This is a genomic window from Endozoicomonas sp. ISHI1 (assembly GCF_024606225.1).
GTDB lineage: Bacteria > Pseudomonadota > Gammaproteobacteria > Pseudomonadales > Endozoicomonadaceae > Endozoicomonas_A.
This window is the reverse complement of record NZ_JAGRPU010000014.1, coordinates 81,783-98,944: the sequence shown is the minus strand read 5'-3', so window position 1 is coordinate 98,944 and position 17,162 is coordinate 81,783. Positions and strand designations below refer to the sequence as shown.

15 protein-coding genes are annotated in these 17,162 nt (G+C 48.4%); 8 read left to right on the top strand and 7 right to left on the bottom strand.

Annotated features, from left to right (window positions below; all coding sequences use genetic code 11):
* Nucleotides 1–11: 11 nt before the first annotated feature.
* Nucleotides 12–1,352: an MFS transporter gene (locus KBW69_RS10880; protein ID WP_257275230.1), complete on the bottom strand. Its 1,341-nt coding sequence runs from the start codon at nucleotides 1,350–1,352 to the stop codon at nucleotides 12–14.
* A 240-nt stretch (nucleotides 1,353–1,592) separates the two neighbouring features.
* Between KBW69_RS10880 and KBW69_RS10875 the strand changes: the two genes are divergently transcribed.
* Nucleotides 1,593–2,618 (top strand): hypothetical protein, encoded by a 1,026-nt coding sequence (locus tag KBW69_RS10875; RefSeq protein ID WP_257255059.1) that lies wholly within the window; start codon nucleotides 1,593–1,595, stop codon nucleotides 2,616–2,618.
* Here the strand turns inward: KBW69_RS10875 and KBW69_RS10870 are convergent.
* A complete protein-coding gene (locus KBW69_RS10870; protein ID WP_257280868.1) occupies nucleotides 2,605–3,372 on the bottom strand; it encodes an SDR family NAD(P)-dependent oxidoreductase in 768 nt (255 codons plus the stop codon). The genes KBW69_RS10875 and KBW69_RS10870 overlap by 14 nt on opposite strands.
* 13 nt (nucleotides 3,373–3,385) lie before the next feature.
* Nucleotides 3,386–4,102: a TSUP family transporter gene (locus KBW69_RS10865; protein WP_257280867.1), complete on the bottom strand. Its 717-nt coding sequence runs from the start codon at nucleotides 4,100–4,102 to the stop codon at nucleotides 3,386–3,388.
* A gap of 205 nt (nucleotides 4,103–4,307) precedes the next feature.
* Here KBW69_RS10865 and KBW69_RS10860 point away from each other — a divergent pair, with 205 nt between their 5' ends.
* Complete coding sequence (locus KBW69_RS10860; protein ID WP_257255062.1) at nucleotides 4,308–5,621, top strand: aspartate aminotransferase family protein; 1,314 nt, start codon at nucleotides 4,308–4,310, stop codon at nucleotides 5,619–5,621.
* Between the two features lie 63 nt (nucleotides 5,622–5,684).
* On the opposite strand, the gene KBW69_RS10855 is transcribed toward KBW69_RS10860, so the two are convergent.
* Nucleotides 5,685–7,205 (bottom strand): PLP-dependent aminotransferase family protein, encoded by a 1,521-nt coding sequence (locus tag KBW69_RS10855; protein ID WP_257255063.1) that lies wholly within the window; start codon nucleotides 7,203–7,205, stop codon nucleotides 5,685–5,687.
* A gap of 165 nt (nucleotides 7,206–7,370) precedes the next feature.
* Here KBW69_RS10855 and KBW69_RS10850 point away from each other — a divergent pair, with 165 nt between their 5' ends.
* From KBW69_RS10850 to KBW69_RS10835, 4 genes are all read left to right on the top strand, one after another.
* Complete coding sequence (locus tag KBW69_RS10850; protein ID WP_257255064.1) at nucleotides 7,371–8,234, top strand: transporter substrate-binding domain-containing protein; 864 nt, start codon at nucleotides 7,371–7,373, stop codon at nucleotides 8,232–8,234.
* A gap of 108 nt (nucleotides 8,235–8,342) precedes the next feature.
* Nucleotides 8,343–8,984, top strand: coding sequence for an amino acid ABC transporter permease (locus tag KBW69_RS10845; protein WP_257255065.1), 642 nt, complete (start codon nucleotides 8,343–8,345; stop codon nucleotides 8,982–8,984).
* Nucleotides 8,985–8,999: 15 nt separating this feature from the next.
* Nucleotides 9,000–9,665, top strand: coding sequence for an amino acid ABC transporter permease (locus KBW69_RS10840; protein ID WP_257255066.1), 666 nt, complete (start codon nucleotides 9,000–9,002; stop codon nucleotides 9,663–9,665).
* Nucleotides 9,658–10,524: an amino acid ABC transporter ATP-binding protein gene (locus KBW69_RS10835; protein ID WP_306670751.1), complete on the top strand. Its 867-nt coding sequence runs from the start codon at nucleotides 9,658–9,660 to the stop codon at nucleotides 10,522–10,524. Before KBW69_RS10840 ends, KBW69_RS10835 begins: the two co-directional genes overlap by 8 nt.
* A 46-nt stretch (nucleotides 10,525–10,570) precedes the next feature.
* Here the strand turns inward: KBW69_RS10835 and KBW69_RS10830 are convergent, their stop codons facing one another.
* Entirely contained in the window at nucleotides 10,571–11,302 is a 732-nt protein-coding gene (locus KBW69_RS10830; RefSeq protein ID WP_257280866.1) for a riboflavin synthase subunit alpha, read from the bottom strand.
* A gap of 254 nt (nucleotides 11,303–11,556) precedes the next feature.
* Between KBW69_RS10830 and uvrA the strand changes: the two genes are divergently transcribed.
* Nucleotides 11,557–14,379 carry an excinuclease ABC subunit UvrA gene (gene uvrA / locus KBW69_RS10825; protein WP_257254928.1) on the top strand — a complete coding sequence of 941 codons (2,823 nt, stop codon included), beginning with the start codon at nucleotides 11,557–11,559 and terminating at the stop codon, nucleotides 14,377–14,379.
* 234 nt (nucleotides 14,380–14,613) lie between these two features.
* A complete protein-coding gene (locus KBW69_RS10820) occupies nucleotides 14,614–15,057 on the top strand; it encodes a polymer-forming cytoskeletal protein (RefSeq protein ID WP_257254927.1) in 444 nt (147 codons plus the stop codon).
* 242 nt (nucleotides 15,058–15,299) lie between these two features.
* Here the strand turns inward: KBW69_RS10820 and KBW69_RS10815 are convergent, their stop codons facing one another.
* Nucleotides 15,300–16,598 (bottom strand): amino acid permease, encoded by a 1,299-nt coding sequence (locus KBW69_RS10815; protein WP_257254926.1) that lies wholly within the window; start codon nucleotides 16,596–16,598, stop codon nucleotides 15,300–15,302.
* A gap of 177 nt (nucleotides 16,599–16,775) precedes the next feature.
* The gene (rplQ, locus tag KBW69_RS10810; protein WP_257254925.1) at nucleotides 16,776–17,162 is read right to left on the bottom strand and encodes a 50S ribosomal protein L17; all 387 of its coding nucleotides are present in this window, start codon (nucleotides 17,160–17,162) and stop codon (nucleotides 16,776–16,778) included.

Here is a 17,162-nt window from a genome sequence, read left to right as displayed (position 1 = left end):
ATTCATTTATGTCAACACTCACCGTATTGGCGCAGCGCGGCCATATCCACTATTTTTCTGTCCACCTTCAGATAGGCGGTTCTCTCACTATCCAGGACGGTCACTTCCTCAACCCCGGGAATAATGGCCAGCTCCCTGCCAATGGCACGGGCATCCAGGCTCATGGACGAGTCGAGGGCCATCACCATACTGCTGACATAAGGAGGTTGTTTCATGGTAACAGACAATAACCACCAGAGTGCAGTAGGGATTGCACAAACCATCATGACACCAGTCGCACCCCAGTACTGAAACGCCAACCCACCAAGACTGCCGCCCAGGGCCGCCCCCAGAAACTGGCTGGTTGAGTATACGCCCATAGAGGTTCCCCGAGTGCCTGCGGACGACAATTTACTGACCAGAGAAGGTAGTGTAGCTTCCAGAAAATTAAATGCCGCAAAAAACAGGAATATTCCCAGCAGTACACTTTCGACACGCCACATGCCGGCAATGGCTGCCAGCAACACAGTGACCGCACCTACAAAGCACTGTTTCAGGCGACGTTTGGCTTCACTGAAAATAATCACCGGTACGATCATGACAAAGGAGACCGAGAGTGCCACTACGTATATCCAACCGTGTTTTTCCCGGGCCATCCCCAGGATATCTTCCAACATTTGAGGCAAAAACACGAACAGGGCCATCAGGGTGAAATGCAGGGTAAAGATACCGGCCATCAACCTGAGCATTTCCGGATTGCCTACGACATTGCCTACGTCTTTTATACTGACTTTGGTGTTCAGATCAGTACGGGTCACCACTGGAGTTGGTACCATAAACAATAGAATTAGAATGCTTAAGCCCGCCATCACAGCATTACTGCCAAACAACCCCTCCAGCCCCCACCAGCTGGCGAATAGAGGGCCTAATAGCATCGCGATGCAGAATGAGAATCCGATACTGATACCAAATACCGCCATGGCCCGGGTACGGTATTGCTCGCGGGTCAAATCGGCCAGAAGTGCCGTGACGGCTCCGGATACCGCACCAGAACCTTGAAGAATCCGGCCAAAAATGACTCCGTAAATAGAGTCCGCCTGAGCGGCGACGAGACTACCCAGCATAAAGATCATCATACCGGCTATAATCACCGGCTTGCGCCCGAACCGGTCTGACATCCAGCCAAAGGGGATTTGCAGTGCTGCCTGGGTTAATCCATAAGCACCGATAGCAAAACCGGCCAGAGCCGGGGTGGCCCCTTGCAGGTCTTCGGAATAAAGGACCAGAACAGGCAGTACCATAAAGAGGCCAAACATCCTGAATACAAACACCAAAGACAGTGAGACCGTTGATTTCAGTTCCTGCGGAGACATTCCTGACTTCTTATATAACATTGCAAGCGGCTTATATTATCAGGAAAAGCTGTTGAAGTAAGGCACCGTGGGAAGACATTATGCCCGCTGGACTTGCGCCAAAAAAACCTTCCATATACCAACACTTTCCGGCCAATCAGCTATTTTTATTCCTTCCAGAGTAATCATGAAAAAGAAGTTTGCCTATCCCGGGGCAGGCGCATAATTACCCCAGGGAATAAACACAGAGGATTGATCAGCATGACATATCCTGTCCGATACGCCACTTATGTGAGGCTTTTCATGGTGGCAGTGCTTGCCACCACACTCGTGACTCCCACGTCGTCAGAAGCCCATTATGACCGTTATCACCGCCATCGTGATTGTGACCGCTCCGTATTTATTTCCGGTACAGTGCTTTTTGTGGGAGCTTTACTCTTGTATATCGAAATTTCGTCCTGGAATCGTTCAGGCAATACAGAGGATGCTGATACTCAGGAACACACATTGCAATTACCCGTCATCACCTACAAAAAAGAGGCAGCGTTAAAAAACCTTCACTCCGTAGGTATCAGGCTTGCTCCTGCGATAGACCGGAAATGCAAAATACTCGAATTAAAAGGTACCCGCAAGCAACTGAATACCCAAATCGAAGCAGTTATCTGTGACCCCATCTCACGAGTCAAAGGCGTGAATCGGGCTCTTTTAAGTGATATCCAAAAACAATGCCACGTCTGGTTCAGCAGAAACAGAATGGTATTTCCCCATGAAGTCAGTGGTTTTGATCTTAAAGAAGCCTTTAATGTTGTGCTTCCTGAACTGGTATACCGAGCTAAAATTCTGACCCTGTCCACCTATCAGGTATCACTGAATAACGATCATAAAAAGGACGCCACAGAAGATATGAGTTACTTCAGCATAACTATGAGCGGCTTCCAACCCAACGAGCACTTTAAAACCTGTTATCACTATCCAAGGAGTGCCGGAATGAACCCTCCCATGATGGACTCTAATGGCGAACTGGTTTTTAAACTGCCAAAACAGGGCGTTACTCATCTGCATCAGGACGGACACGCCGAGTACATCCTGGCAACCCACCTGTCGGTCAACCAGGCTAACATCGCTTACGCCTGGAAGCTGGGCGCTCCCTGGCCACCGCTGCCCGCGCCGGTCAGATTAACAGCAGCAGCCGGGGAGATTATGCCCATTCACGTTATTGATCAAGAACAAACAAACGAAAGTACCCGTCTTCAGGTTAAGGGAGAGAGGAGTATCACTGGTGACTGAACTCATCGCGGTCGATAGCAAATGGAGACCAGGCCTGACGTGTTGGCATCACCTCAACACGGTTAATGTTGATGTGCTCCGGCAAAGTTGCAATATAAAACATTTGCCCGGCAATATCTTCGGCGCTCAGAGGTGTGGTGCCACGGTATAAGTTATCTGATGCCTCCTGGTTTCCTTTGGTGCGCACCAGTGTGAATTCCGTCTCTGCAATGCCTGGCGATAGATCAGTAACACGTACCCCCGTCCCCTGCAGATCGCACCTCAGGTTGTAGCTGAATTGCTTAACAAATGCCTTACTGGCACCATAAACATGGCTTCCCGGATAAGGCCATTGACCTGCTATTGAGCCCACATTGATGATGGTAGCACCGGCCCCGGTCCTGATTAAGGCAGGCAAGAGTGCGTGTGTGACATTGACCAAACCGGTAACGTTGGTATCTATCATGGTGTGCCAGTCATCAAGATCAACCTCGGGGGCGCCCTGAGGCGCCAGTGCCAGACCTGCATTGTTAACCAGGGCTGTAACCTCTGAAAATTCTTCTGGCAAGGACTCTACTGCTTTAATCACGGCTTCTGAATCCCGCACATCCAGTTGCATCACATGCACTGGAACACCCAGAGTCTCTCTGAGATCCAAAAGCCTTTCTAAACGACGTCCCGATAAAACCAGCGACCACCCCTCTTTTGCGAATTTTTGTGCGGCAGCTTTACCAAAACCGGAGGTTGCGCCGGTAATAAATGCAACTTTCTTCATAATGATTTCCTTGTTAAATCATAATTGTGAGCAGTGCCAACATCATCAAAATGGGCGCTACCGTGTTTTTAGGTGATGAACCCGGGTATAAATCGAACAATTTTTTTCCCAACAGACTGCCCAGCATGGCAACGGGAAAGAGAAGCAAGCTGAACTGAATAGACTGGGCCGAGACAGCATCGACGAAGAGCAATCCCAGCAGAGATACCGCCGAACTCAAGATAAAAAACAGTATCGCCGTAGCTCTTATTTCATTTGCGTTTAACGATAGGTTTAAGAGATACAACACCAGTGGCGGGCCACCCGCTGAAGCCGTGGTCATCCCAAACCCTGACACTGCACCGGCGAGCAAGGCGTAGCGATGGTTAAGCCATGTCAACCGCAGATCAAACAGGATCAAAGCACCGGCAATCAATGAGAAACCTGCAATCATCATCTTTAGTTCATCTGCCGAGATGGCGGAGATAAACAAAAGCGAAACAGGTATTGCACCTAACATGCCCAATGTGAGCATGGTCAGCAGACGTCGATTAACCTGCGTCCTGATTCCTGATAACAGACAGAGACTACTGAGCAGATCAAGTGTCAGAGCAATCGCAATTGCATCAAATGGGGAATACACAAGGCTTAGACACAAGGCAGCAATAATGGCAAAGCCAAAGCCACTGTAGCCCCTTACTAATCCGGCAAAAAAAACAAATACCGTTGCTAAGCCCATTATCCATTCCATTACGTACTGCGAGTTGATGCCATCAATGTAATGAGCCCGGAGCCTATCCTATAGAGCCAGTTTTTCAGATTGTCTGAGTCAGTAGCGCCACCCCGTACCCTGACACAAGGCTTTTTTTAAACTGTCCCTACATCCTCTTTCATGTTTCTCGCCAAGATAGCGGCAAAACACAAACGAAGGCTCAATACTCCGCAGGAGAATGAAAATGGATGTATTTGAAACAAATGTATCAAATCAGCACGTCATAGACTTGGATAAACACGTATTCCATTCCTGGTCTGTACAAGATTCAGCAGCACCAATAGCTATTGCCGGTGCACAAGGATGTAACCTGTGGGACTTCGAAGGGAAGCAGTATCTGGATTTTAGTAGCCAGTTAGTCAACACCAATATTGGCCACCAACACCCAAAAGTTATTGATGCCATCAAGGCACAGGCTGAGTCCCTGGTGACCATAGCGCCAGCAACAGCTAACCTTGCCCGGGGTGAAGCAGCCAAACGCATACTGGATAAAGCACCCGGTAATTTTAACAAGGTGTTTTTTACCAATGCAGGCGCTGATGCCAATGAAAATGCGATTCGCATGGCAAGACAATTTACCGGTCGTGACAAGGTGCTCTCTGCCTACCGCTCATACCACGGCAATACCGGCTCAGCTATCGCTGCCACAGGCGACTTTCGCCGCGTACCTAATGAATACAGCCGCGGGCATGTGCACTTTTTTAACCCTTATTTCTACCGCACTGAGTTCAACGCAAAGACTCAGGAAGAAGAGTGTAAACGAGCCCTGCAGCACCTTAAACGAGTGATTGAATGTGAAGGACCCGATTCCATTGCGGCTATTCTTCTGGAGACAATCCCCGGCACAGCCGGTTTCCTGCTGCCACCGGAAGGCTACTTGAAAGGGGTTAGAGACCTGGCCACCGAGCATGGTATACAGCTGATCTTCGACGAAGTAATGGTTGGATTCGGTCGCACTGGCCGTTGGTTTGCCTTTGAGCACTTTAACGTTATCCCGGATCTGGTCACCTTCGCTAAAGGGGTTAACTCAGGCTATGTCCCTGCTGGCGGCGTTGTCGTAAGCGAGCCGATCTCGGAGTATTTCAAGAGCAACTTCTTTATGGGCGGCCTCACTTATTCGGGCCATCCACTGGCAATGTCTGCTATTGTCGCAACCCTGGATGCGATGGAAGAAGAAGGCATTGTTCGCTACGCCGATGAGGTAGGAAACACGGTTCTGGGACCCGCACTGATCGATCTGATGGAAAAGCACAATAGCATAGGAGACATTCGCGGCAAGGGCATGTTCTGGGCCCTGGAGCTGGTCGAGGACAGAACAACACGAGAGCCTTTAAGTAATGAGAAAATGGCTTCCCTTAAAGCCAAACTAACCGACAAGGGCCTTCTTTCTTTTATAGTGAACAACCGTATTCACGTAGCACCACCTCTTATTGTTAAACCCAATGAGATTGCTCAGGGTGTAGCCATTATTAGCCAGGTACTCTCGGATTTTGATTAAACATTAGTAATAAAGACGCCAGGGCAGTTGTCCTGGCGTTGGTGCCTCCAAAGATCGAAAATGTTAGCCCTCCAGAGCTCTTGCCAGTTGTTCAACCCCTGGGGTAATAAGCGCTTTATCAATGGCATGAAAGCCGAGTCTGAAAAAAGTATTGATTTCGGGGTTGGCTTGTTGCTGCCCCATAAAATGTGAATATCCTGTCTCTATCAGAACCCCGCGTTGAGAAGCTCTGGACGCCAGTCGTTGACTGCTTATTTGGTTGGGTGTTTCTAACCACAAGGCATTGCAATAATTGCCCATGGCCAGTCGCTTACAATCCGGAAGATAGTGCTCAACCGCTTGATTAATCTCGTGCCAGCGTTGGCGGGTGTTGTCTTTGAAGCGCCGCAGGAAGCTGTCGTAGTAGCCCTGTGAAATAAAGTGCGCCATTTCCATTTGCACCCGGCTGGGCGGGTGGCGATACATTAAGCGACGCAGTGTGCGCAACTCATAGATCAACTCTTCCGGGGCAACGATATAACCGAGGCGAAGCCCGGGTGCCAATGTCTTGGAAAAACTACTGACGTAGACAACACGGTTGTTCTTATCCAATGCTTTCAGTGCAGGTAAGGGGTCCCACTCAGAGTTGCTGTCTGAGTCGTAATCATCCTCAATAATGATGGCGTCGTTTTTTTGCGCTAAATGTAAAAGGTCACACCGGCGTTGTTTACTCATAGTCACCCCCGTTGGAGCCTGATGACTCGGTGTAACATAGAAATAATCACAGATGGATGACAGTTCGTTCAGCACCAGTCCGTCCTGATCGACGGTGTGCGGATGAAGCTGAGCCCGGGCCAAACTAAAAATATTGTTTGCTTCTTTATAACCAGGGTTTTCCACCCCTACTCGAGTGTGTTTATCCATCAACATCTTGGAGAGCAAATACAGGGCGTTCTGCGAGCCAACCGTAATTAGAATCTCATCGCTCTTGGCGTGAATACCTCGCTGAGGAAGTACCCGGGTCCGGATCTGCTCTACCAATAGCTCCACATCCTTATCGACTTTGTCACACAGCCAACTATGATCTTTCGGGTCCGCAATCACCTTACGAGTAGATTCCCGCCATTGCGCCAGAGGGAAATCATTAATGCTCGGTTGCCCATAAATAAAAGGATATTGATAACAGCTCCAGTGTGAGGGTTTCACTATACGAGGGAAAGCGTCAGTAGAAACCTTGAGTCGTCGGCTCCAGTTTGCTGCATTAGCGGGGTTATCTGCCTCAAAATGGTTCAACTCTTGTTCCACCTCTTCAAGTCTGGAGGAGTATTTTTCCGACAGATAATAACCACTTCTTGGCTTACTTATAAGATAACCGTCGTCTGATAAGCCTTCATAGACCAGTGACACGGTATTGCGTGAGACCTTCAATTGACTTGAAAGCTTGCGGCAGGAAGGTAGCGCCTCATCAGCAGAGAAGACACCTTCAAGTATTGCCTTAACCAGGTACTCTCTTACCTGCTCCTGCAAACTTCTCTTCGAATCAAACTCAATGAAACAGCTGTAATTTATCCCCATGGAGTAAACCTTTTGGATATTTTTATTCATTGCATTCGATTGACTCCAGCAAGAAGCAAGCCAATATACTAAATTAGTCGTATTAACTTTATTTTCTACCAGCTGTCCCAATCAGCCCGGTAAATTGGCTCTAACCCATTCATCTTTCTCATCTCTAAAGTGAAGGCGTTCACAAATCACAGCAAGTAACAAATTATGAGACATGGAATAAAACTTAGAAAATGGGTAGCCGTTGCCGCAGCAACGATGTCTTTAGGCATGTCCAGTGTGATTGTTGCCGATGAGTCGCCATCTTTCGCCAGCAAGGGGATAAAGGTAGCGACAGAGGATAACTATTCTCCGTTCAACTTTATCGATAAAGGCAAGCCGACCGGAATCAATAAAGATCTTCTGGATGAACTTCGCGACTACTCTGACTTCAAAGTAAAACAAGAGATTCTGCCCTGGACAGGCCTTCTGGCATCCGTTTCGGCAGGTCAGTATGACCTTGCCCTCACGGGTGCCATCATCACTGACGCTCGTCTGAAAGTATTCGATTTCACTCCACCCATCGCCTCCGCACAGCACTATTTCGTTGCCCGCGCAAAAGACGACAGCATCAATACCATCGCGGATCTGGATGGGAAAAGAGTTGGCTTGCAGGCAGGCAGTGCCCTGTTGGAAAGACTTCCTGAGTTAAAAACCATGCTTGAAGCACAAGGCAAGAAACTGGGTAAAGTGGTTGAATATCAATCCTACCCTGAAGCCTACGCCGATCTGGCTAATGGTCGCATCGATTACGTGATTAACAGTATCGTGAATATAAATGAGCTGGTAAAAACCAAGCCCGGGGTATTCAAGAAAGGTGAAGCTGTATCCGGCCCTGGCTTTGTCAGTTGGCCTGTCCCGAAAGACAGTCCTGAACTGCTGGCCTACCTGACCGACTTCTTTGCACACCTGAAAGAGACTGGTCGCATGGCTGAATTGCAAGAGAAATGGTTCGGTGAATCCTTTGATGAACTGCCAGCCAACGCCATCGTCTCCGTTGAACAGTATCAAAAATTGACTGCAGTACAATAAACCACTCGTCATAGTTCAGTGACGGCCAGGACTCAAATACGACTACTCCCGGGAGCCTGGTCTTACCTAAAAAACAACGTTAATACTACTGCAGACAGGTAGGTGTATATGGATTACTACGGATGGATGCAATTGCTTCAGGGAGCATGGACCACTGCATGGATATCAATGGTATCCATCGCACTCGGAGTGGTTATCGGACTCGTGATAGCGCTCATTCGAATGGCAAAATTACCGATTATCGATCAGATATTAGGTGTCTATGTCAGTTGGGCCAGAGCCACACCACTGGTCACATTAGCCTTGTTCATCTTCCTCTCTTTCCCATCGTTTGGCATCAATCTCGATAAACACTTCTCGGCCATCCTGTGTTTAACACTGAATACTTCGGCATTTAATGCCGAGATCTGGAGAAATGCATTCCTCAACTTCTCTAGCGGACAGAAAGAGGCTGCCGAAGCCCTGGGTATGCGACGAATGACCTACTTCAGACGCATCATGTTCCCTCAAATGGTGGTCATGAGCCTGCCCGCACTGGTCAACGAGATGTCTTTCCTGATCAAAGGCAGCCCGGCGATTGCCGTCATTGGCGTGGTTGACCTGACTCGCGTTACCAACCGAATCGCAGCAGTCACTTATGAACCTCTCCTTCCTATCCTCTGCGCTGGCATTCTTTACATGTGCATCATAGGCGTGCTGATCAAATTACAACAGATGGCCGAGAGAAAGGCTAACTATCTGGCTGGCTGACAATAAGGAGTAGTTATGACTGAATGGGAAATAATCTGGCAGCAAAGAGAGATCTTTATCTCGGGTTTTGGTAATACCTTTGCACTATTTTTTGCCGGGTCAATCGCAAGTTTCATTCTGGGTGTGACCCTGCTCTACACTCTCGAAAATGGCTCGAAAGGTGTTAAAGGTAGCGTGATTCTGGTCATCAACATGATGCGCACCCTGCCCTTCCTGATTCTGGCTTACCTGTTGTACTATGGTTTACCCCAGGCCGGTATCCGCATGGATGCCTTTACCGCGGGCCTGATCTCCCTGAGCCTTTATCATGGCACCTATTTTTGTGAGATTTTCAGAGGCATTCGCAAGGGATTAGACTCAGGCCAGATGGAAGCGGCCCAGGCTTGTGGCTTCTCCAGGTTCAAGACCTTTACCCGCATCATCATACCCAATGTGTTGTTGAGATCCTTGCCGCTCATTGCCAATCAGCTGATCATCTGCCTGAAAGACACTGCCTTTCTATGCATTATTACTGTCGGCGAGATCACAGCGGCAGCTAACAGTATTCAATCAACCTACTTCATCCCGCTTAACGCATTTATTGTGGCTATCGCTCTGTATTGGATTATCAGTATCGCCATTGAACAGGTCAGCAAAATCACACTTAATAAAGTTCAGGATAGAGGGCTAAGCCATGCTTAATGAAAAGATTCACACCGGGCCAGTTGAAACCCCGAAAACCGTTCAAGAAACGGCACCTGTTGTAGAACTGCCTGTCCAATATCCAAAATCAGAATCGAATGCCCAGGATATTGTCAAGGTGGTGAACCTATCCAAACAGTTTGACGGAATCGAGGTGCTCAGAGACATTAATCTCACGATCAAAAAGGGAGACGTTGTCAGTATCCTGGGCTCTTCCGGCTCAGGTAAGTCCACTTTGCTCCGTTGTATGAACTGGCTTGAACAACCAGAACGGGGCAGCATCCATTTAGGTGATGAACGTATTGGTATCAATCCTGCTACCAGAAAACCACTAAAATACAAAGAGCTCGCCAAGATTCGCGAGCGTATCGGCATGGTATTTCAAAGCTTCAACCTCTGGCCCCATCTCACTGTGCTCAGGAATGTAATGGAAGCCCTGTTGCACGTTAAGAAGATGCCAAAAGTTGAGGCGGAAAAGATTGCCAGAGCGCAATTAGAAAAGGTTGGTATGTCTCATAAACTCGACAGCTACCCAAGCATGTTATCGGGCGGTCAAAAACAGAGGGTCGCTATCGCCCGCGCCCTGGCTATGGAGCCAGAGGTGTTACTGTTTGATGAACCCACCTCAGCCCTTGACCCTGAACTGGTTGATGAGGTTCTGACCGTGATGCAGTCCTTATCGAAAGAGGGTTACACCATGGTGGTGGTAACACACGAAATGGAGTTTGCCAGAAACGTCTCAAGTCAGGTGGTGTTCCTGGAAAAAGGCATCCTGATTGAAAAATGCCCACCAGAAAAGTTCTTCACTCATCCGGATTCACCTCGGGTAAGACAGTTTTTGAAGCTGGATGGTGCCTGACTTCAAAATCAAAACTGGGAACATAAAGCTCTGGATTGCAGGGCTTTTAGCCGTTTTGCTGAGTGTTTTTCTTTTCAAGCAACGCAAAACTGCTGGTCAGCGACTCTGCCAAGTTAATATTTTTTTCTTCCATAAGTGCTTCCAGCGCAGGATAAAGAGCACCCAGTTGCTTTTCGAGCGTGTCTCTAATGGTGTCGACGATCACCTGCGTGCTTCGCTCAATTTCAATGTTGGCCCAATCACCTGCTTTTTTATCACTAAATGTTGTGACTCTTCGGGTCTCGGGAATCAACCAGACTTCAAAACAATCGTTCTTCTTGTCGACATCAGATAAAGTTAAGCTGCAACCATTAATCGCTATATAGCCCTTAGGGAAAATGTATTGTCCCCACTCATGGTCGTAGACAAACCGCACCCGACAGTTGCCCTCGATTTCTTCTAGTGCAAGAATTTGGGCTCGGAAGTCGATGTGTCCGGATAAAGGGTGTCCGCCAATTTCTGCTCCGTCGATGGCTGCGCGTTCAACATTCACGCTCTGGCCACTGACATAACCCCCTAATGTCGTTACCTGCAAGCTTTGTAAAATGACATCAAATCTGGCCCGAGTCGGGCTGACAATGTCTGTTACCGTCAGGCAAACACCGTCAACCGCAACACTGGCTCCTATATTCAACCCCTGACAAAAGTTTTCTGGAAACTCAATGTCAAAGGTTCTGATACTATCGTGATCATCCACACGGTCAATCTTTGCCGTACCTTGAACAATGCCTGTAAACATTCTATTAGCTCCATCACTTTTGATTCACCAGCAGGGTATACGTATAGGACTGTTAGCAGGATCTTCGACAGTGTTTCTTAAGGCGGTCAATAGAAACTGTAATTTAATGTCTGCACCAAAAATATTACACGACTATTGCTTAAAGTGCTTTAATTCTCTCCAGCTTGCTGTCGGACAGCTATTAACATGGGTTTGCGTGAGTAAAGTCTATATAATTGCTCCTTTGCCTGACAGATGGTACTGAGGGACTGGCTTTGGACACGATCACCGTACGGGGTGCAAGAACCCATAACCTGAAGAACATCGATCTGGATATGCCCCGGGACAGCCTGATTGTCATCACCGGTCTGTCCGGATCAGGAAAGTCGTCACTGGCCTTCGATACCCTTTACGCCGAGGGTCAGCGTCGCTATGTGGAATCGCTGTCAGCCTATGCACGCCAGTTTCTCTCGATGATGGAAAAGCCGGATGTCGACCACATTGAAGGTTTGTCACCCGCCATCTCCATTGAACAAAAGTCCACCAGTCATAACCCACGCTCAACCGTTGGCACCATCACTGAAATATACGACTACCTGCGTTTATTGTTTGCCAGAACCGGCACACCCCGATGCCCTGAGCATCACTTACCGCTGGAAGCCCAGACTGTCAGCCAGATGGTGGACCAGGTACTGGCGTTGCCAGAGGGTACTAAACTGATGCTGCTGGCCCCCGTAGTCAGGGATCGAAAAGGTGAACACCTCCATGTTTTCAGTGAACTGAGGGCCCAGGGTTTTATTCGCGCCCGGATTGATGGCATTGTCACCGACCTCGACAATCCACCCGAGCTGGACAAGAAGAAAAAACACACCATTGAAGTAGTGGTTGATCGCTTCAAGGTGAGAGAAGACCTGCAGTTGCGTCTGGCAGAATCTTTTGAAACAGCTCTGGAGCTCACCGACGGGCTTGCAGCGGTCAGCTTTATGGACGGTGAGCAGCATGACATTGTTTATTCTGCCCGCTTTGCCTGCCCGTCCTGTGGCTATAGCATCAATGAACTGGAGCCTCGCATGTTCTCGTTCAACAACCCGGCGGGAGCCTGCCCCAGTTGTGATGGGCTGGGGGTCAAGCAGTTTTTTGATGAAGATCGTATTGTCCAGCACCCGGAGTTAACCCTGGCAGAAGGCGCTATTCGTGGCTGGGATCGCCGCAGCGTCTATTACTTTCACCTGTTGAAGTCGCTGGCTGCTCACTTCGGCTTTGACATTGATACCGCTTTTGATGATCTTACTGCGGAACAACAGACCATTATTCTTCATGGCTCCGGCGAAGAGCAGATTGATTTTAGTTACGTCAACGATCGGGGCGATGTTTACAAAAAGCGCCATCGCTTTGAAGGCATTATCCCCAACTTTGAACGCCGCTTCCGGGAGACGGAATCCCAGTCTGTGCGTGAAGAGCTTTCCAAGTACCTCAGCACCCAGCACTGTCCAGGTTGTAAAGGCACTCGTCTTCGCCAGGAATCAAGACATGTCTTTATCGAAGATGAAACACTGCCCGATTTGGTGAGACTCCCGGTAGAACGTGCACTTGCATATTTCGAACAACTTAGTTTGCCCGGTCAGAAAGGGGAGATTGCTGAAAAAATCCTGAAAGAGATCTGCGATCGTCTAAGCTTCCTGGTGAATGTGGGCCTTAACTACCTGACACTTGATCGAAGTGCGGATACCCTGTCCGGGGGTGAAGCCCAGCGGATTCGACTGGCCAGTCAGATTGGTGCTGGTCTGGTGGGTGTTATGTATATTCTGGACGAGCCGAGTATTGGATTGCACCAGCGGGATAACGAACGCCTTTTGAATACACTGACCCGTCTTCGCGATCTGGGCAATACGGTGATTGTCGTAGAACATGACGAAGACGCTATTCGAACTGCCGACCACGTTATCGATATCGGTCCGGGTGCCGGGGTTCATGGCGGTGAAATTATTGCCCAAGGCACGCCTGCCCAAATTATGGATCATGAAAAGTCAGTCACCGGCCAGTACCTGAATGGCACGAAAGCCATTGCGATTCCTGAAAAACGTACAAGAGCGGATAAAAATAAGCGGATTAAACTCACGGGCTGCTCCGGCAATAACCTGAAGAATGTCACACTGGAAATCCCGGTGGGGCTGATGACCTGTGTCACCGGCGTTTCCGGTTCAGGAAAGTCTACCCTCATCAACAATACCTTGTACCCTATTGCTGCCCAAGTCCTGAATAGTGCCACCACTTTAACAGCATCAAAACACAAGAAGATCAGCGGCCTGAATCACTTCGACAAATGCATTGATATTGATCAAAGCCCTATTGGTCGCACGCCAAGATCCAATCCTGCAACCTACACAGGCATTTTTACCGCCATTCGTGAACTGTTTGCCGGAACCCAGGAAGCCCGCTCCCGTGGCTATAAACCCGGTCGTTTCAGCTTTAACGTTAAGGGTGGTCGATGTGAAGCCTGTCAGGGCGACGGTGTCATTAAGGTAGAGATGCATTTTCTGCCGGATATTTACGTACCCTGTGACGTCTGCAAGGGCAAACGATACAACCGTGAAACCCTGGACGTTAAATACAAGGGCAAGAATATTCATGAAGTCCTGGAGATGACCGTCGAAGAAGCTCTGGAATACTTTGAACCCATTCCTGCCGTTAAACGCAAACTGCAAACCCTTATGGATGTTGGTCTGTCGTATATCCATCTGGGGCAGAACGCTACCACGCTCTCCGGAGGTGAGGCACAACGGGTGAAGCTGGCTAAGGAACTTTCCAAGCGGGATACCGGAAAAACCCTTTATATTCTTGATGAACCCACCACAGGGCTGCACTTCCACGATATTGAACAGCTACTGGCAGTTCTGCACAGGCTACGAGATCGCGGTAATACCGTGGTAGTGATTGAGCACAATCTGGATGTGATCAAAACAGCAGACTGGATCGTTGATCTGGGACCCGAGGGAGGTGACGGCGGGGGCCAAATCATTGCCGGGGGTCCACCTGAAGTGGTGGCCGAAAGCACAGCCTCCCATACCGGCCGCTTCCTGAAGCCGATGCTAAAGTAAACTGATCCATAACCCGGCTCTGAGATGCAAACAGAGCCCACCCTATACAGCCAGTGCCAGGGCGCTCATTAGTTGCTTTTATGCATTGAAGCTGACAGCTCAATGGAGGATGATTCTTCCCTTGAAATTGCACCTTGAGAAAGGGGTCTGACCCACTGTATTCAGTCAACAGGACGCATACCACTTTTTCTTTCGCTCTAGGTATCTCGGCTTAAGCACTTTAAGGAGTCCACTATGTGGGGCAAGAACAGCTCAGAAAACAGTTTGATCAGCAGCACCAGAAATGATGACACTATCACGCTGATTGCTGCAGGCACTGAAGTTGAAGGCGATATCCGTTTCCGTGGCACCGTTCATGTTGAAGGTAAAATCAAGGGCAATGTCAGTTCCAATGATGGCAAACTGCAGCTGATCGCCGGCAGCCGTGTAGAAGGCAATATGACTGCTGCCCATATAGTCATCAATGGTCGTGTCACTGGCGACGTTTTCGCCACTGACAAGCTGGAGCTTTCAGCCGATGCCCATGTAGAAGGCAACGTATATTACGATGTGATGGAAATCGCGGCCGGGGCTGCCATCAATGGCAAGATGGAGCGTATGCACAAAAGCGGAGAACTGTTGCTCAATACCTCTGAGGAGGAGGAAGAAGCCAAGATCAAGCAACTCGAGTCTACCTGATCCTCTGAGAGGAAACTCGAGGCCATTTTTATGGAAATACACTTACTCAAAAAGCAAAACATTGATCCAGATCAATTCCTGGATAGGCGTAAATACTTATAGTACAAACCACAGGAGTGAGAGCAAATAGACAATAAGAACAATTTCACAATAAAAAATAATACATGGAACCAAGAATAAAAATCATAACACCTTGATGTAACCAGACCATAAAAAGCCAGATTCGATAAGGGTCTGGCTTTTTATTTTATTATCTGTGAAACCAGAAACCCTGCCAGCACAATTACACCAAAAATCACCACCAAAAAATCGTTCCCGGGGTTTCGGTACCGTCTGAGTACATTGGACTTATAAAGCCCTACGACCGGAACAAAGAAAAGGATAATCGCCATCATGGGAGCCACTATGGCATCCATGATCAACAGAATACTCCAGTCACCGACGCCGGCAATCCAGCACCCCAGGGCTACCAGAAAAAGACTCAAGCCTCTGGAGCTGCCAGAAGGAAGCGTCAACTCACTGGGCCTGAGCTTCTCTAACCCCACACTGAACAAGCTATCAATGACTTCAATAGTGCCAAGAAAGAAACCAAAGAAAGAGGTTAAAATCGCCACAAAGGCGATAACAGGTGCCAGACTCGAGAAAATAAAGTTGCCAGGTTGATTAGCCAGGATGGAGAGAGTCGGGAGATTTTGAGCTTTCGCAAGCTCTATCTGTTCTGGCGTCAGAGCCAATATACATGAAAGTACAAAAAATAATGTAATAAGCAGTAAAAGCAGAGAACTTTTGAAGTGAATCTGGTCGGTCTTGGCGATGCACTGGTGAAGCTCAGGGATTTGACGCCGGTATGATTGAGCAAAGGATGAACAAACAGGTGCATGATAGAAAGAAAACACCAGCACAGGCAAAGTCAGAAGAAAGGTTGTTACGATGTCCGTCATAGGTACTTCCTGTCGGAGAAAATCCATTCGCCACTGAGGGATCAAATACAAACCTATACACAACAATGTGAGTGCCAGAGGAAACACCAGACTGCTGATAAGTGTCAAAAGCTTCTGCTCTGAACCACAAAAAAGGGAAATCATACCAACGACCAGCAAAAACACGAGCAAAGGTCTGTTTACTTCACCCGCCCATTCAAGCTGATTGATCAGAAAGCTCTCGGTAACGTTTGAAATGCCAATCGTGTAGAGCAGTAAAACAGGAAACATCGACAAAAAGCAGATCAGCATCAACCACTGGCCGACTTTATTGCCAAATCTCTCTCTTACAACACTGCTGATATCACTATCAGGTTTTCGGGAAGACAAAAAGAATCGGGTTAACCCTCTATGGGTAAGAAATATCATGGGGCCACTGACCAGAGCCATGAACAGAAGAGGCCATATACCACCACTGCCTGCCGCTATGGGAAGGTAAAGAAGCCCTGCACCAATACCTGTACCTACGTGACTGAACATCCAGCCTGTATCCCTGGCAGTCCATTCTGATTTGGAGTATTTTCCGATAGAACGTTTGACTTCAACACCCTGATTTGACATAGACCCTCGAACAGCAGAACAGCAATGCTTATGCAGTATAGACAGTGGAAAGACGGTTCGAGTTCCCCTGTCATTGTCAGCTGGGTCAATTCAGGAAAGGCTTCACTTGCCTGACTGAGTTTCAAGTTTCAAAAAAAACCGGACACAAGGTCCGGTTTTTTTTTGAAAGAGTAAAACTTACTCTTCAGTAGCTTCCGCTTCAGCCACTGGACGATCCAGCAACTCAACAATAGCCATAGGCGCATTGTCACCCTTACGGAATCCGCACTTCAGGATACGGATATAACCGCCCGGGCGCTCTTTGAAACGAGGGCCCAGTTCGGAGAACAGCTTACCAACAGTCTCTTTGTTACGGAGACGATCAAACGCCAGACGACGGTTGGCTACGCTGTCTTCCTTGGCCAGGGTGATCAGCGGTTCAGCAACACGGCGCAGCTCTTTAGCTTTCGGCAGTGTCGTTTTGATTACTTCATGCTCTACCAGGGAAGCAGTCATGTTCTTGAACATCGCCTTGCGATGTGAACTGTTCCGGTTGAGCTTGCGGCCACTCTTACGATGACGCAT

Bases quoted from the DNA above. Each gene is read 5' to 3' on its own strand.
- KBW69_RS10880 (WP_257275230.1), bottom strand. From the start codon at position 1,352: ATGTCTCCGCAGGAACTGAAATCAACGGTCTCACTGTCTTTGGTGTTT.
- KBW69_RS10875 (WP_257255059.1), top strand. From the start codon at position 1,593: ATGACATATCCTGTCCGATACGCCACTTATGTGAGGCTTTTCATGGTG.
- KBW69_RS10870 (WP_257280868.1), bottom strand. From the start codon at position 3,372: ATGAAGAAAGTTGCATTTATTACCGGCGCAACCTCCGGTTTTGGTAAA.
- KBW69_RS10865 (WP_257280867.1), bottom strand. From the start codon at position 4,102: ATGGAATGGATAATGGGCTTAGCAACGGTATTTGTTTTTTTTGCCGGA.
- KBW69_RS10860 (WP_257255062.1), top strand. From the start codon at position 4,308: ATGGATGTATTTGAAACAAATGTATCAAATCAGCACGTCATAGACTTG.
- KBW69_RS10855 (WP_257255063.1), bottom strand. From the start codon at position 7,205: ATGAATAAAAATATCCAAAAGGTTTACTCCATGGGGATAAATTACAGC.
- KBW69_RS10850 (WP_257255064.1), top strand. From the start codon at position 7,371: ATGAGACATGGAATAAAACTTAGAAAATGGGTAGCCGTTGCCGCAGCA.
- KBW69_RS10845 (WP_257255065.1), top strand. From the start codon at position 8,343: ATGGATTACTACGGATGGATGCAATTGCTTCAGGGAGCATGGACCACT.
- KBW69_RS10840 (WP_257255066.1), top strand. From the start codon at position 9,000: ATGACTGAATGGGAAATAATCTGGCAGCAAAGAGAGATCTTTATCTCG.
- KBW69_RS10835 (WP_306670751.1), top strand. From the start codon at position 9,658: ATGCTTAATGAAAAGATTCACACCGGGCCAGTTGAAACCCCGAAAACC.
- KBW69_RS10830 (WP_257280866.1), bottom strand. From the start codon at position 11,302: ATGTTTACAGGCATTGTTCAAGGTACGGCAAAGATTGACCGTGTGGAT.
- KBW69_RS10820 (WP_257254927.1), top strand. From the start codon at position 14,614: ATGTGGGGCAAGAACAGCTCAGAAAACAGTTTGATCAGCAGCACCAGA.
- KBW69_RS10815 (WP_257254926.1), bottom strand. From the start codon at position 16,598: ATGTCAAATCAGGGTGTTGAAGTCAAACGTTCTATCGGAAAATACTCC.
- rplQ (WP_257254925.1), bottom strand. From the start codon at position 17,162: ATGCGTCATCGTAAGAGTGGCCGCAAGCTCAACCGGAACAGTTCACAT.